Genomic DNA, 14,418 nt, shown 5'->3' with positions numbered 1-14,418 from the left:
GTCAGACCCCTCTCACGTGGACGATGTGCACCGGTTCAGTGTGCGGGTCGAGCCGCACGTAGACGTGCTCGCCCCAGTGCCAGGTCTGGCCGGTGACCAGGTCGTGCGCGACGAACCCGTCGTCGTAGCCGAGGCCCAGTGCCGGCATGTCGAGGTGCACCATGGTCTCGCGCACGCCGTGGGGGTCGAGGTTCGCGATGACGATGACGGTGTCCTCGCGCCCGGTGGGCGACTGCGCCGCGGTGAGGCGCTTGCTGAAGCAGATCGTCGCGTCGTCGTCCACGGGGTGGAAGGTGATGTTCCGCAGCCGTTGCAGCGCAGGGTGGTTGCGGCGGATCTCGTTGAGCCGGGTGAGCCAGGGCGCCAGGCTCGAGCCGTCCGCGAGCGCGGCGTCCCAGTCGCGCGGCTTGAACTCGTACTTCTCGTTGTCGATCTGCTCCTCGACGCCGGGCCGGGCGACGTTCTCGACGAGCTCGTAGCCGCTGTAGATGCCGTACGTCGGCACCATCGTCGCGGCGAGGGCGGCGCGCAGCCGGAAGGCCGGGCGGCCGCCGTACTGCATGTACGGCGTGAGGATGTCGTGCGTGGTGGGCCAGAAGCTGGGCCGCATGTAGTCGGCGGACTCGCCCGACAGCTCGGTGAGGTACTCGGTGAGCTCCTCCTTGGTGTTGCGCCAGGCGAAGTACGTGTACGACTGGTGGAACCCGACCTTGGCGAGCGTGTGCATCATCGCCGGCCGCGTGAACGCCTCGGCCAGGAAGATGACCTCCGGGTGCTCGGCGTTGACCTTGGCGATCAGCCACTCCCAGAACTCGACCGGCTTGGTGTGCGGGTTGTCGACGCGGAACAGCGTCACCCCGTGGTCGACCCACTTCAGGACGACGCGCAGCACCGCCGCGTAGATGCCCTCGGGGTCGTTGTCGAAGTTGAGCGGGTAGATGTCCTGGTACTTCTTGGGCGGGTTCTCTGCGTAGGCGATCGAGCCGTCGGCGCGGGTGGTGAACCACTCCGGGTGCTCGGTGACCCACGGGTGGTCGGGGGAGCACTGCAGCGCGAGGTCGAGAGCCACCTCCAGGCCCAGGCGGCGCGCCTCGGCGACGAAGGCGTCCCAGTCCTCGAAGGTGCCGAGGCTCGGCTCGATCGCGTCGTGGCCGCCGTCCGGCGAGCCGATGGCGTACGGCGAGCCCGGGTCCTCGGGGCGCGGGTCGAGCGTGTTGTTGCGGCCCTTGCGGTTCGTCGTGCCGATCGGGTGCACGGGCGTCACGTAGGCGACGTCGAAACCCATGTCGGCGATGGCCTGCAGGCGCCCCGCTGCGGTGCGCAGCGTGCCCGTCGTCCACGACTCGGTCGCCGGGTCGTAGGTCGCGCCCTCCGAGCGGGGGAAGAACTCGTACCAGGCGCCCACGAGCGCCCGCTCACGCTGCACGCGGATCACGTGGTCGGCGCTCGCGGTGACCATCTCGCGCACCGGGGCGGCGGACAAGGCGGCATGGACAGCGGGGGAGGTACCGGCTGCCAGTCGGGCCTGGGCCGGCCGGGTGGTGTCGCGCAGCCCGGTGACAGCGTCACGCAGGGCCTGGACGTGCGCGGGGGGCCGCCCCTTCGTCGCCGCCGCCCGCTCGAGCAACAGCGCGCCCTCGGTGAGCATCAGCTCGGTGTCGACGTCCGCGGCCACCTTGATGACCGCATCGTGCTCCCACGTGGCGTAGGGATCCGACCAGCCCTCGACGCGAAAGGTCCAGTCACCCTCGCGGTCGGGCACGACGTCGGCGCCCCACAGGTCGAGGCCGGCCTCGAGCAGCGCCATCCGTCGCGGCGGCTGCTCGACGCCGTCGGGGTCGACGAGCACGACGCTCGCGGCCACGGCGTCGTGGCCCTCGCGGAAGACCGTCGCGCGCACCGGCACGGCCTCGCCCACGACGGCTCGGGCGGGCCAGCGCCCGCAGTCCACGCTGGGGGTCACCGACATCACGGGGATACGTCCGATCACCGCGCCGACGCTACCGAGGACGGCGGGGCCCTGCACGCTCGAGCGGGGCGCCCCGGCACGGCGCGGGGGCCGGCGCAGGAGCTGCCGGGTCGATGCGGGCTCTGCAACGATTTGCAGAAGTTCGCAAGAAGTTGACTCGCGGTGTCGGATCTACGGCCTTCACGGTCTACGCTGGCTCGTCGTGAGAGCAATCCGTCGATTCAGTGTCCGCACCGTCCTGCCTGAGCCCATCGCGGCCCTGGGCGAGCTCGCCAGCAACCTGCGGTGGTCCTGGCACGCGCCCACGCGCGAGCTGTTCGCCGGGCTGGACCCCCAGCGATGGCAGGCCGTGCGCCACGACCCGGTCGCGCTGCTGGGAGACCTGCCGCCCGAGCGCCTCGCCGAGCTCGCCGACGACCCCACCTTCGTCGCCACGGTGGAGGCTGCGGCCGCCGACCTGAACGAGTACCTCGAGCAGCCGCGCTGGTTCCAGAGCCAGGCGCAGTCCGACGTCGGCGGCGAGGGCCTGCCGCGCTCGATCGCCTACTTCTCCGCCGAGTTCGGCATCACCGCCGTGCTGCCGCAGTACTCCGGCGGCCTCGGCATCCTCGCCGGAGACCACCTCAAGGCGGCCTCTGACCTGGGCGTTCCCATCGTCGGGGTCGGCCTGTTCTACAAGACCGGCTACTTCAAGCAGTCGCTGTCGCGCGAGGGCTGGCAGCAGGAGACCTACCCGGTGCTCGACCCTGACGGCCTCCCGCTCTCGCTGCTGCGCGAGGACGACGGCACGCCGTGCGAGGTCGTCGTCGACCTGCCCGGCGGCCGCCGGCTCGTCGCGCACGTGTGGAAGGCGCAGGTCGGCCGGGTGCCCCTGCTGCTGCTCGACTCCGACACCCAGGCCAACGACGAGGCGCTGCGCGGCGTCACCGACCGCCTCTACGGCGGCTCGGGCGAGCACCGCCTGCAGCAGGAGATGCTGCTCGGCATCGGCGGCGTGCGCGCCCTGCGCCTGTGGTCGCGGCTCACCGGCGCGCCGGCCCCCGACGTCTACCACGCCAACGAGGGCCACGCGGGCTTCTTGGGCCTGGAGCGCATCCGCGAGCTCGTGGCGTCCGAGGGCATGGGCTTCGACGAGGCGCTCGAGGCCGTTCGCGCCGCGACGGTGTTCACCACCCACACCCCGGTGCCCGCAGGCATCGACCGCTTCGGCGCCGACCAGATCGAGACCTACTTCGGCGGCGACAACGCCATGGCGGGAGTGCCCGTCGAGCGCATCCTGGATCTCGGCGCCGAGACCTACCCCGGCGGCGAGGCCGGCGTCTTCAACATGGCGGTCATGGGCCTGCGCCTCGGCGGCCGCGCCAACGGCGTCTCGGAGCTGCACGGCCACGTCAGCCGGCACATGTTCGACGGTCTGTGGCCGGGCTTCGACGACCGCGAGGTGCCGATCACCTCGATCACCAACGGCGTGCACGCGCCCACGTGGGTCGACCATCGCGTCTTCGAGCTGGCCGAGAAGCACCTGGGCCACCGGCTCGGCACCGACGCCGGCGTGTGGGACGACGTCCCGCTCGTGCCGCGCGGCGAGATCTGGGCCGTGCGCCGCGAGATGCGCGCCCAGCTGGTGCAGGAGGCGCGCCGCCGGCTGCGCGCCTCGTGGCTGCGGCGCGGCGCCAGCAGCGCCGAGCTCGGCTGGGTCGACTCCGTGCTCGACCCCGACGTGCTCACCATCGGTTTCGCGCGCCGCGTGCCGACGTACAAGCGGCTCACGCTCATGCTGCGCGACCCCGACCGGCTCAAGGCCATGCTGCTGCACCCCGAGCGGCCCATCCAGCTCGTGATCGCCGGCAAGTCCCACCCCGCCGACGACAAGGGCAAGTCGCTGATCCAGCAGATGGTGCGGTTCGCCGACGACCCCGCCGTCCGGCACCGCATCGTGTTCCTGCCGAACTACGACATCGCCATGGCGCAGTACCTCTACCCGGGCTGCGACGTCTGGCTCAACAACCCCTTGCGACCCTTCGAGGCCTGCGGGACGTCGGGCATGAAGTCCGCGCTGAACGGCGGACTCAACCTGTCGATCCTCGACGGCTGGTGGGACGAGTGGTTCGACGGCGAGAACGGCTGGGCGATCCCCACCGCCGACGGCGTCGAGGACCCCGACCACCGCGACGACCTCGAGGCCGCCGCGCTCTACGACCTCATCGAGGGCCAGGTGGCGCCGCGGTTCTACGACCGTGACGAGGCCGGCGTGCCGGGCCGCTGGATGGAGATGGTCAGCCACACCTTCCGTTCACTCGGGCCGAAGGTGCTGGCCTCGCGCATGGTCCGGGACTACGTCGAGCAGCTCTACACGCCGGCCGCGCGGGCCGGTTGGGCGCTCAACGGGCCCGGCTTCCCGGGCGCGCGCGACCTCGCGGCCTGGAAGTCGCGGGTGCGCGAGGCGTGGGGCTCGGTGAGGGTCGACCACGTCGAGTCCTCCGGCGTCAGCGACTCGCCGCAGGTCGGTGACGTGCTGTCGGTGCAGGCCTTCGTCTCCCTCGACGGGCTGGCGGCCGACGACGTGCAGGTGCAGGTCGTGCACGGGCGCGTGTCGTTCCAGGACGAGCTGACCGACACCCGCGTGGTGACGCTGCAGCACGCTGAGACCTACGAGGGCGGCAGGCACCGCTTCGAGGGCGACATCAAGCTCGCCCGCACCGGCGCGTTCGGGTACACCGTTCGCGTGCTGCCGCGCCACCAGGGGCTGGCCTCGCCCGCCGAGCTGGGGCTCGTCGTCAACGCCTGACGCGCGCTGAGGCGCCCCGACCCACGGCGGGGCGCCTCAGCGGGCGCGGTAGAGGCGCAGGCTGAGAGCGCGCACGCGCTGGACGCCGGTCATGACGTCGGCGCGCGGCGTCGGCCGCTCGTCGGCGCTGTCCCACACCAGCTCGTAGCCGCCCGCCCAAGGCGGCCCGGGCAGCGCGACGTCGGTGTCGTGCGGCGCACCGCACAGCACCAGCAGCAGCGAGTCACCGCCGACCGGCGAGCCGTGCAGGAACGCCTGCAGCACGCGCGCGTGCGGGTCGTGCCAGCGGCCGTCGTCCATGGGGCGCCCGTCGGCGCCGAACCAGCCCAGGTCGACCGTGCCGTCGGCGTGCGGCGGCCGGAGGCCGAAGAACTGCCGCTGCCGCAGCACCGGGTGCTCGCGCCGCACCCGCAGCAGGTAGGTCGTGGTGGCGAGCAGGTCGTGCTGCCACGGCTGCAGGTCCCAGTCGAGCCACGACACCTCGTCGTCGCGGTTGTAGGCGTTGTTGTTGCCGTGCTGGGTGCGGCCGAGCTCGTCACCCGCCGCGAGCATCGGCACGCCCGTCGAGAGCAGCAGCGTCCCGAGCAGGTTGCGGATCGAACGGCGACGGCCGGCGAGCACGACCGGGTCGTGGGTCTCGCCCTCGACGCCGTGGTTCCACGACCGGTTGTCGTCGTGCCCGTCGAGGTTGCCCTCGCCGTTGCCCTCGTTGTGCTTGCGCTCGTAGGCGGTGGTGTCGGCAACGGTGAAGCCGTCGTGCGCTGCGACGTAGTTCACCGACGCCAGCGGGCCGCGGTCGCCGCGTCCGAACAGGTCCTGCGAGCCCGAGAGCCGGGTGGCGAGCTCACGCACGCCGTGGCCCGGTTCGCCGCGCAGCTCGCGGGCGGCGTCGGCCAGCCAGAACGACCGCGCGGTGTCACGGAAGCGGTCGTTCCACTCCGCCATGGGGGGCGGGAACTGGCCGGTGCGCCAGCCGTGCGGTCCGACGTCCCACGGCTCGGCGACGAGCTTCAGCCGCGAGAGCACCGGATCGGTGCGCAGCGCCACGAGGAACGGGTGGTCGCAGTCGTAGGCGTCGTCGGCGCCCCGGGCGAGAGCCGTGGCGAGGTCGAAGCGGAACCCGTCGACGTGCACCTGCTCGGCCCAGTACCGCAGCGAGTCCAGCGCCAGCTGCACCGTGCGCGGGTGGCAGAAGTTCATGGTGTTGCCGCACCCGGTGACGTCGACGTCCCGGCCGTGGTCGTCCAGCCGGTAGTACGCGGGGTTGTCCAGGCCACGCCACGACAGCAGCGCGCCGTCGCGGCCCTGCTCGCAGGTGTGGTTGTAGACGACGTCGAGCACCACCTCGAGTCCGGCCTGGTGCAGCAGGCGCACCATGCCCTTGACCTCGTCGAGCACCCCGCGTGGGTCGCTGGTGCTGGCGTAGGAGGGGTGGGGCGCGAAGAACGACAGCGTGTTGTAGCCCCAGTAGTTGCGCGCACCGCGGCGCACCAGCGCCGGCTCGTGCGTGAAGGCGTGGATCGGCAGCAGCTCGACGGTCGTGACGCCGAGTGAGGTCAGGTGCTCGACCGTCGCGGGGTGGGCGAGACCGGCGTACGTGCCGCGCAGGTGCTCCGGCACACCGGGCAGGCGGCGCGTGAGGCCTCGCACGTGCGCCTCGTACACCACCGTCTGCGACCACGGCACCCGCGGCCGGCGGTCGTCGCCCCAGTCGAACCCGTCACCGACGACGACACCGCGCGGCACGAACGGCGCGGAGTCGCGGTCGTCGCGCACCTCCGGGTCGCCCGTGAGGCGCTCGTCGACACGGTGCCCGAAGACCTCGGGGCGCCAGTCGACCTCGCCGGCCAGGGCGCGAGCGTACGGGTCGAGCAGCAGCTTGGCGGGGTTGTGCCGCAGCCCGCGCGCGGGGTCCCAGGGGCCGTGCACCCGCAGCCCGTAGCGGTCGCCGTCGTGCAGGTCGGGCACGAAGCCGTAGTGCACGCCGTGCAGGTGCGCCCCCAGCTCGACCCGGCGCTCGCCGACGCAGACCTCGACGGCGTCAGCGTGCTCGGCGTAGACCGCGACGTCCGCGCCGCCGTCGCGCAGCGTCACTCCAAGGGCAGGCGGTTCCTCCGGGAGGGGGCGTGGCGTCACTCGCGACAGTCTCCCGCACCGGTGCACCGGAATCGCTGACAGGGGACGCGTGTTGTCGTCGTCATGCCACTTCAGGGAACCTACGAGCCCAGTCCCGCGCCCTGGGTGCGCGACCAGGTCGAGCAGTTCGAGCGGTCGGGCGGCGCCGAGGCCAACACGATGCAGGACGTGCCGATCATCGTGCTCACCAGCCGCGGCGCGAAGTCCGGGCTGCTGCGCAAGACCCCGCTGATGCGGGTCGAGCACGAGGGCCGCTACGCGGTCGTCGCCTCCAAGGGGGGCGCACCCGAGCACCCCGTCTGGTACCACAACCTCGTCGCCGACTCGCACGTCGAGCTGCAGGACGGCCCCGATCGCCGCGACTACGTCGCGCGCGAGCTCGACGGCGACGAGCGGGCCCTTTGGTGGGACCGCGCGGTGCAGGTGTGGCCGGACTACGCCGAGTACCAGACCAAGACCGACCGCCTGATCCCGGTGTTCGTGCTCGAGCCGACGACGGACTGAGCGGCTAGACCGTCAGGACGATCTTGCCGGGGGAGTGCGCGCCCATGAGGGCGCGGTGCGCCTCGGCGACGTCGGCCAGCGGGAAGGTGGCGGCGACGACGACGCGCAGGCGGCCGGCCGCGGCGTCCTCGATGAGTCGGCGACGGGAGGCCAGGCGCAGCTCGTCGCCGGCCTCGTCGCCGGGGCCCGAGCCGAGCAACCGGATGCCCAGCCGGGCGCCGCGCTCGAACGCGGCGATGCTCGCGATGCGCTGCGGATCGACCCCGAGCTCGAGTGAGGAGTCGAGCGCCTCGTCGGTGCCCACCGTGTCGATGGCCGCATCCACGCGCGAGGCCAGCCCGCGCACCCGGTCGGCCAACCCCGGCCCGTAGGTCACTGGCTCTGCACCCAGCTCGCGCAGCAGGTCGTGCGCCGTCGGCCGGGCCGTGGCGATGACGCGCGCACCCTGGGCTGCCGCGAGCTGCACGGCCATCAGGCCGACCCCACCGCTGCCGCCGTGCACCAGCACGGTCTCGCCCTCGCGCACCTCGGCCGCCACGACGGTGTGGATGGCGGTCGTGCCCGCCAGCAGCAGGCCGGCGGCGGCGTCCCACGGCAGCTCAGCGGGCTTGGGCAGCACCGCTGGCGCCCGCACGAGCAGGCGCTCGGCGTACGCGCCCGAGGTGCGGAACACCACGACCTCGTCGCCCACGGCGACCGGGCCGGCGGGCCCGACGGCGTCCGGCCCGACCGCCCGCACGACCCCGGAGGCCTCGAAGCCCAGCCGCATCGGCAGCCGGTTCGGGTCGGTGCCCCACTCCCCGCTGTAGGACTTCACGTCCGCCGGGTTCGTGCCGGCGGCTCGCACGTCGACCACCACCTGGCCGGGCCCAGGGGCCGGCACCTCGACGTCGACGAGCTCGAGGACGTCGGGCGGTCCGTAGTGCGGGGCGACGACGGCGCTGGTCATGCCCGGGCCAACCTCGCCACCCCGCAGCGCATTCCGCGGCTCAGACGCTGGCCTCCGTCGCCGTCTGCAGCGCGTCGGTGCTGGGCTCGGGCGCCGGGGGCTCGGTCGGGGCGTGTGTACGCAGCGCGACCTCGCGCACGAACAGGAGCACGATCGTGCCCGCAGCGGCCACCGGCAGACCGACCAGGAAGATGCGGTCGAGCCCGAGGGTGAAGGCCTCGCGCACGGCGTGCCGCACGGGTGCTGGTAGGGCGGCTACCGCGTCGGGGGTGCCGAGCTTGCCGGCGCCCGCCATGGCCTTGGCGGGCACACCGGCCTTCTGCAGCAGCCCCGGCAGGGCGTCGTGCAGGCGGCTGGTGAGCAGAGCCCCGAACACCGCGATGCCGACGGCACCGCCCATGGAGCGGAAGAAGTTCGCTGCGCTCGTGGCGATGCCGATGTCGCGCGGCTGAGCGGCGTTCTGCACCGCGAGCACCAGCACCTGCATCGTCAGGCCGAGCCCGAGGCCGAGCAGGGCGATGTCGAGACTCACCAGCACGAGTGAGGTGTCGGCGTGGATGCGTGAGAGCAGGCCCAGGGCCACGGCCATGAGGGCGGTGCCGACGACGGGGTAGACCTTCCAACGGCCGGTGGCTGTGATGCGCTTGCCGCTCACCATCGAGGTCAGCAGCATCGTGGCGACCATCGGCAGGGTGAGCAGGCCGCTCGCCGTCGGCGACTCGCCCTTGACGATCTGGAAGTACTGCGGGAGGTAGATCATCACGCCGAACAGCGCCACGCCGACGAAGAAGCCGGTGATGCTCGTGAGGTTGAATGTGCGGTCACGGAACAGCCGCGGCGGCAGGATCGGGTCAGCGGCCCGGCGCTCGGCCACCACGGCCACGACGAGCGCGACCACGGTGACGGCCAGGAAGGCGATGGTCCAGCCCGAGGCCCACTCGAACTCCTGACCACCCAGCGACAGCCAGACGATGAGGCTGGACGCCGAGAGGGTGAGGGCGGCGGCGCCCGCCCAGTCGATGCTGACGTCGCGGCGCGGGGCGGTGACCTTCAGCACGCGCTGGATCACGATCAGGGCGGCGACGGCGAACGGGACGCCGACGTAGAAGCACCAGCGCCAGCCGGGACCGTCGACGAGGAAGCCGCCGATCAGCGGGCCGGCGACGGTGGCCAGGCCGAACGACGCCCCGAGGTAGCCCGAGTACCGGCCGCGCTCACGCGGGCTGACGATGTCGGCCATGATCGCCTGTGCCAGCGCCTGCATGCCGCCGACGCCGACGCCCTGCACTGCGCGTGCCGCGATGAGCTCGGGCATGTTCTGAGCCATGCCGGCGAACACCGACGCGACGACGTACACGACGATCGAGAGCTGGAACAGCCGCTTGCGGCCGTAGAGGTCGGAGAGCTTGCCCCACAACGGGATCGAGACGGTCATCGTGAGGATCGTGGCGGTGGCGACCCAGGCGAGCTTGTCCTGGCCGCCGAGCTCGCCGACGATCGTCGGCAGCGCCGTGCCGACGACGGTCGCGGACAGCGACGAGACGAACAGCGCGAGGAGCAGACCCCACAGCACCTCGAGCACCTGGCGGTGCGGGAGGTAGCCGGTGGGACTCGGCGCGGTCGAGACGGTGGTGCTCATGCGGGGGCGTTCTCCTGGCTGGGCTCGGGGGAGGTGGGGGTCAGGTCTGCGGAGCGTGACGGACGTGGAGCGGCGAGCCCGTCGCTGAGCCGGGCGATGAGGCGCACGGCGTCGTCGATCTCCTCGCTCGACCAGTCCGCCAGGACGCGGGCGAGGTCGGCGCTGTGCTCGTCGCGGACGGCGGCGAGCCGGGCCCGGCCGTGGGGGGACAGCGAGACCACGTGCGACCGGCGGTCGGTGGGGTCGGTGGTGCGTTCGATGAGATCGCGGTGGGCGAGGGACGCCAGCAGGCGGCTGACCGTCGACTTGTCGAGGCCCATGACGTCGGCCAGCTCGCAGGCGTGGGCCTGGCCGAGCCGCTCGATGACGACGACGAGGGCGTACCCGCTGTGCTCGAGACCGGGGGACAGGACGTCTGCGGCGCGAAAGCCCGCCCCGCGCGCGGTGCGGGTGAACCGCACCAGCTCGCGTTCGAGGTCAACGGCGGAGTGCATAGGGCAACTATACGAGCCGTTAGTTGCCTCATGCAACTTCCTTGCCGGGCCCGCCCGGCCCGGAGGATCGCGGGTGCTCCGCCGACTACCGTGGGCGCCATGACCGACCCGACCTCCTTGCCCGACTTCCCGCCACCGGCGCACGAGCACCCCCTGCGCGGGCGCGTGCTCGACGTCCTGCTCGACGAGGGCTACCGGCCTGACATCGACTCCGACGGCGACGTCGCGGTGAAGGTGCAGGGGCAGCCGCTGTACGTGCGGTGCACCGAGGGCGAGATCACGGTGCTGCGGGTCTTCGGCCAGTGGCGCCTCGGCGACGCGACGCCCGGCGACGAGCTCACGTTGCTGCGGGCCTGCAACGCGGTGGCGTCCCGCCTCTCCGTGGTCAAGCTGACCCTCGGTGAGGGCATCCTCGTGGCGTCCGCCGACCACGTCGTCACCACGGGCACGCCGCTCAAGGAGGTCGTGACGTCGTCCCTGGAGCTGCTGCTGACCGCCGTCGGCATGTGGCACGAGAGCCTCGGCGGGTCGCCCGCGGCGGACGGCTAGGCTCGCTCGCGACCACAGCCAGCTTCAGGAGGTTCGACGTGGGCGAGTTCGTCCGGCTCGAGGTAGACGGTGGAATCGGCACGATCCGGCTCGACCGTCCACCGATGAACGCGCTGAACGCGCAGGTGCAGGACGAGATCGGGGCCGCGGCCCGCGAGGCCACCGAGCGACGCGACGTCAGCGCCGTCGTGGTCTACGGCGGCGAGAAGGTCTTCGCAGCCGGCGCCGACATCAAGCAGATGCAGGGCATGAGCTACACCGACATGGTCGACCGATCGGCCGCGCTGCAGTCGACGCTGGGTGCGGTCGCCCGCATCCCGAAGCCCACCGTCGCCGCGATCACCGGCTACGCCCTGGGTGGCGGCCTCGAGCTCGCGCTGTGCTGCGACTTCCGCGTCTGCGGCGACAACGCCAAGGTGGGGCAGCCCGAGATCCAGCTCGGCATCATCCCGGGGGCGGGTGGTACGCAGCGGCTGCCACGACTCATCGGCGTCTCGAAGGCCAAGGACCTCATCTACTCGGGCCGATTCGTCGCCGCCGACGAGGCGCTCGCGCTCGGCCTGGTCGACCAGGTGGTCGCGCCGGACGACGTCTACACCGCGGCGCGCGAGATGGTGAGCCGCTACGTCGGCGGACCGGCGTACGCGCTGCGCGCCGCCAAGGAGGCGATCGACCGGGGGATCGAGACCGACCTCGACACCGGTCTGGAGATCGAGCGCATGCAGTTCAGCGCGCTGTTCGCCACGCGCGACCGCGAGATCGGCATGCAGTCGTTCGTCACGGACGGCCCGGGCAAGGCGCGGTTCGAGGGTCGCTGATGAGCGCTGTTCCCGATCCGGCGCCGCGTCCGGCTGCCTCCGCCGACGAGGTCGAGGCGGCCTGGACCGACACCAAGCTCGCCCAGGTGCTGTACCACGACTGGGAGGCAGCGAGCTACGACGAGAAGTGGTCGATCTCGTTCGACGACCGCTGCATCGACTACGCGCGCGACCGCTTCGTCGCCGTGGCCGGGCGCGAGGGGTGGCCGTACGGGCGGGCCCTCGAGGTGGGCGCGGGCACCGGCTTCTTCTCGCTCAACCTCAAGCAGGCCGGCGTGATCGACGAGGTGCACGTCACCGACCTGTCGCCGGGCATGGTCGAGGCGGCGCAGCGCAACGCCCAGCGGCTGGGCTTCTCGGTGGAGGGGCGGGTCGCCGACGCCGAGCGCCTGCCGTACGACGACGACACCTTCGACCTCGTCGTGGGGCACGCGGTGATCCACCACATCCCGGACGTCGAGCAGGCTCTGCGCGAGATGCTGCGCGTCCTCAAGCCGGGCGGTCGCTTCGTCATCGCCGGGGAGCCGACCACCATCGGCAACTGGTACGCCCGCCGGCTGGGCCGCCTCACGTGGGAGGCCGCGACCCGGATCACGCACCTGAAGCCGTTGCGCGAGAAGTGGTCTCGGTCCAAGGAGGAACTCGACGAGTCCTCGCGCGCGGCCGCGCTGGAGTGGGTGGTCGACCTGCACACGTTCGACCCCGACGAGCTCGCCCGGACGGCACTGCGGGCCGGCGCGGTCGACGTCCGCACCGTCACCGAGGAGCTCACGGCGGCGTTCCTGGGCTGGCCGGTGCGCACCTTCGAGGCGGCGGTGAACCCCGAACGACTCGGGCTGCGCTGGGCGAAGTTCGCATTCGGCTCGTGGCGGGCGCTGTCGACGGTCGACCGCGTGCTCGACGCCGTGGTGCCGGACCGCTTCTTCTACAACGTCGGCGTCACCGGCACCAAGCCGTAGGTCGTGGTCGCGAACCTGGCTGTGCCCGGCGGCGTCGTCGGGGCGTGGCTGGTGCGGCTGCGCGACGGGCGCGACCCCCGGCAGGCGCGCTTTCTCACGCGCGAGAGCCTGCGCTGGGTGGTGCGGCACCGCGCGTTCACGCCCTGGTACCTCGTGCGGTACTGGCGGTTGCTCCTGCTGCGGCTGCGCAACCCGCACGTCGTCGTCCGAGGCATGGTGTTCCTCGGCCGCGGGGTGGAGGTCGTGGCCCGGCCCGGCTACGGGCGGGTCGTCCTGGGGCGCTGGGTGCACATCGGCGACGGCTGCCGCCTGCGGGCGCACGAGGGCACGCTCACCATCGGCGACAAGTGCGTGCTCGGTCGTGAGGACACCATCAACTGCTACCTCGACGTCGAGCTGCGCGACGCGTGTCTGCTGTCGGACTGGGTGTACGTCGGCGACTTCGACCACGTCACCGACGACCTCGACGTGCCGATCAAGGACCAGGGGATCAGCAAGTCGCCCGTTCGGCTGGGCCCCGACGTGTGGGTGGGCGTCAAGGCGAGCGTGCTGCGCGGCACCACCGTCGGGCGGGGGAGCGTGGTGGCAGCGCACGCCGTCGCGCGCGGCGAGTACCCCGACCTCGCGATCATCGCCGGGGTCCCCGGGCGCGTCGTGCGCGACCGCGCCGCAGTGCACGCTGCCCACGCCGAGCGCCGCGCGGCGCTCGCCGACATGGCCCGCAAGCACCGCGAGGTCGGCCGCGGCTGACCGTTCAGGCGGGCAGCGGTTTGCGCATCATCAGCTCGTCGCGACCGTCCCGGACGTGCACGCGCTCACCGGTGAACGCGTAGCCGAGGCGCAGGTACGCCGCGTGCCCACGGGGGTTGTCCTCCATGACGCCGAGCCCGATGGCGTCGGCGCCTGCGTCCCGTGCCACTGACTCGCACGCCACGACGAGCGCCTCCACGACGCCGGTGCCGCGAGCACTCGGCGCGATCCACATGCCCATGACCCACCAGGCGCCGTCGATCTCGAACACCCCGGCGGTTCCGAGGTCGGCGCCGTCGCGCGAGGCCACGAAGGTGGCGGGGCGGGCAGCCCGACGGCGCCACTCCGCTTCGTCGAACGACTGCTCCCGCGCGAGCGTCGACCCGAACATGGCGGGGGACTCGGCGAGCCCCGCCAGCCGAATAGCGCGCAGGCGCAGCCAGCCGTCCGGCTGGACCCGGGTCACGACGACGGGTGAGGAGGTCATGTTCCAGTGTCCTGCACGTGACGGTCGTTGTCAGTTGGCTATCCACAGGTTGACGCTGCAAGTAGTGTTGTCCACAGACCAGTTGCGGGACAGTGCGTCTGTCGGTGGTGGTGCGTAGGTCTGTCGCATGACGAATCGGGCGGACGGCGGCGGCGCACTCGCGCTGGACGTCGTGCTGTCCGACCTCGAGGAGGTTTTCGACCGACTCAGTGCGCTGCCGCTGTGGCAGCTGCCCGACCCGGCGTTGAAGACCGTGGCGGCCGCGCTGGAGCGGGCACGGCGCCGCAGCCAGGGCCAGACCCTGCGCGTGCTGGGTGAAGTTGACGCCCGCGGGATCCCCGGGCAGGACGGCACCCGCACATCCGGTGCGTGGCTT

Annotated in this window: 12 protein-coding genes and 1 pseudogene; 7 read left to right on the top strand and 6 right to left on the bottom strand. The window is 72.4% G+C overall.

The window, feature by feature from the left end; all coding sequences use genetic code 11:
* Nucleotide 1: 1 nt before the first annotated feature.
* A complete protein-coding gene (locus ASD06_RS00890) occupies nucleotides 2–1,990 on the bottom strand; it encodes an alpha-1,4-glucan--maltose-1-phosphate maltosyltransferase (RefSeq protein ID WP_200941774.1) in 1,989 nt (662 codons plus the stop codon).
* 181 nt (nucleotides 1,991–2,171) lie between these two features.
* Between ASD06_RS00890 and glgP the strand changes: the two genes are divergently transcribed.
* Nucleotides 2,172–4,757: an alpha-glucan family phosphorylase gene (glgP, locus tag ASD06_RS00885; RefSeq protein WP_056671988.1), complete on the top strand. Its 2,586-nt coding sequence runs from the start codon at nucleotides 2,172–2,174 to the stop codon at nucleotides 4,755–4,757.
* A 36-nt stretch (nucleotides 4,758–4,793) separates the two neighbouring features.
* Here glgP and glgX read toward each other — a convergent pair whose 3' ends face one another.
* Nucleotides 4,794–6,920 carry a glycogen debranching protein GlgX gene (gene glgX, locus ASD06_RS00880; RefSeq protein ID WP_369853640.1) on the bottom strand — a complete coding sequence of 709 codons (2,127 nt, stop codon included), beginning with the start codon at nucleotides 6,918–6,920 and terminating at the stop codon, nucleotides 4,794–4,796.
* Nucleotides 6,921–6,956: 36 nt separating this feature from the next.
* Here glgX and ASD06_RS00875 point away from each other — a divergent pair, with 36 nt between their 5' ends.
* Entirely contained in the window at nucleotides 6,957–7,397 is a 441-nt protein-coding gene (locus ASD06_RS00875; protein WP_056671975.1) for a nitroreductase family deazaflavin-dependent oxidoreductase, read from the top strand.
* A gap of 4 nt (nucleotides 7,398–7,401) precedes the next feature.
* Here ASD06_RS00875 and ASD06_RS00870 read toward each other — a convergent pair whose 3' ends face one another.
* The 3 genes from ASD06_RS00870 to ASD06_RS00860 are packed head-to-tail and all read right to left on the bottom strand — an operon-like array spanning nucleotide 7,402 to nucleotide 10,479.
* A complete protein-coding gene (locus tag ASD06_RS00870; protein WP_056671972.1) occupies nucleotides 7,402–8,346 on the bottom strand; it encodes an NADP-dependent oxidoreductase in 945 nt (314 codons plus the stop codon).
* 40 nt (nucleotides 8,347–8,386) lie between these two features.
* Nucleotides 8,387–9,985 (bottom strand): MDR family MFS transporter, encoded by a 1,599-nt coding sequence (locus ASD06_RS00865; RefSeq protein ID WP_056671968.1) that lies wholly within the window; start codon nucleotides 9,983–9,985, stop codon nucleotides 8,387–8,389.
* On the bottom strand, nucleotides 9,982–10,479 hold the full coding sequence (locus tag ASD06_RS00860) for a MarR family winged helix-turn-helix transcriptional regulator (protein WP_056671965.1): 498 nt from the start codon (nucleotides 10,477–10,479) through the stop codon (nucleotides 9,982–9,984). Before ASD06_RS00860 ends, ASD06_RS00865 begins: the two co-directional genes overlap by 4 nt.
* Nucleotides 10,480–10,578: 99 nt before the next feature.
* Here ASD06_RS00860 and ASD06_RS00855 point away from each other — a divergent pair, with 99 nt between their 5' ends.
* Genes ASD06_RS00855 through ASD06_RS00840 form a run of 4 tightly spaced genes read left to right on the top strand, consistent with a single transcriptional unit; the run spans nucleotide 10,579 to nucleotide 13,555 of the window.
* Complete coding sequence (locus tag ASD06_RS00855; RefSeq protein ID WP_056671962.1) at nucleotides 10,579–11,028, top strand: hypothetical protein; 450 nt, start codon at nucleotides 10,579–10,581, stop codon at nucleotides 11,026–11,028.
* Nucleotides 11,029–11,066: 38 nt separating this feature from the next.
* Nucleotides 11,067–11,846 carry an enoyl-CoA hydratase/isomerase family protein gene (locus ASD06_RS00850; RefSeq protein ID WP_056671959.1) on the top strand — a complete coding sequence of 260 codons (780 nt, stop codon included), beginning with the start codon at nucleotides 11,067–11,069 and terminating at the stop codon, nucleotides 11,844–11,846.
* Nucleotides 11,846–12,805, top strand: coding sequence for a class I SAM-dependent methyltransferase (locus ASD06_RS00845; protein ID WP_056671957.1), 960 nt, complete (start codon nucleotides 11,846–11,848; stop codon nucleotides 12,803–12,805). The genes ASD06_RS00850 and ASD06_RS00845 overlap by 1 nt, the downstream gene beginning before the upstream one ends.
* A 3-nt stretch (nucleotides 12,806–12,808) precedes the next feature.
* Nucleotides 12,809–13,555: a DapH/DapD/GlmU-related protein gene (locus ASD06_RS00840; RefSeq protein WP_200941773.1), complete on the top strand. Its 747-nt coding sequence runs from the start codon at nucleotides 12,809–12,811 to the stop codon at nucleotides 13,553–13,555.
* A 4-nt stretch (nucleotides 13,556–13,559) separates the two neighbouring features.
* Here the strand turns inward: ASD06_RS00840 and ASD06_RS00835 are convergent, their stop codons facing one another.
* Nucleotides 13,560–14,042, bottom strand: a complete 483-nt coding sequence (locus tag ASD06_RS00835; protein WP_056671954.1) for an N-acetyltransferase — start codon at nucleotides 14,040–14,042, stop codon at nucleotides 13,560–13,562.
* Between the two features lie 127 nt (nucleotides 14,043–14,169).
* Between ASD06_RS00835 and ASD06_RS19070 the strand changes: the two are divergent.
* Nucleotides 14,170–14,418, top strand: a pseudogene (locus tag ASD06_RS19070) (hypothetical protein); the annotation flags it as partial.

Origin of the sequence: Angustibacter sp. Root456 (assembly GCF_001426435.1) — a bacterium.
Classification (GTDB): Bacteria; Actinomycetota; Actinomycetes; order Actinomycetales; family Angustibacteraceae; genus Angustibacter.
Note: the sequence above shows the minus strand (reverse complement) of the source record. Positions and strands in the feature narration are given on the sequence as shown.

Bases quoted from the DNA above. Each gene is read 5' to 3' on its own strand.
- ASD06_RS00875 (WP_056671975.1), top strand. From the start codon at position 6,957: ATGCCACTTCAGGGAACCTACGAGCCCAGTCCCGCGCCCTGGGTGCGC.
- ASD06_RS00870 (WP_056671972.1), bottom strand. From the start codon at position 8,346: ATGACCAGCGCCGTCGTCGCCCCGCACTACGGACCGCCCGACGTCCTC.
- ASD06_RS00865 (WP_056671968.1), bottom strand. From the start codon at position 9,985: ATGAGCACCACCGTCTCGACCGCGCCGAGTCCCACCGGCTACCTCCCG.
- ASD06_RS00860 (WP_056671965.1), bottom strand. From the start codon at position 10,479: ATGCACTCCGCCGTTGACCTCGAACGCGAGCTGGTGCGGTTCACCCGC.
- ASD06_RS00855 (WP_056671962.1), top strand. From the start codon at position 10,579: ATGACCGACCCGACCTCCTTGCCCGACTTCCCGCCACCGGCGCACGAG.
- ASD06_RS00845 (WP_056671957.1), top strand. From the start codon at position 11,846: ATGAGCGCTGTTCCCGATCCGGCGCCGCGTCCGGCTGCCTCCGCCGAC.
- ASD06_RS00835 (WP_056671954.1), bottom strand. From the start codon at position 14,042: ATGACCTCCTCACCCGTCGTCGTGACCCGGGTCCAGCCGGACGGCTGG.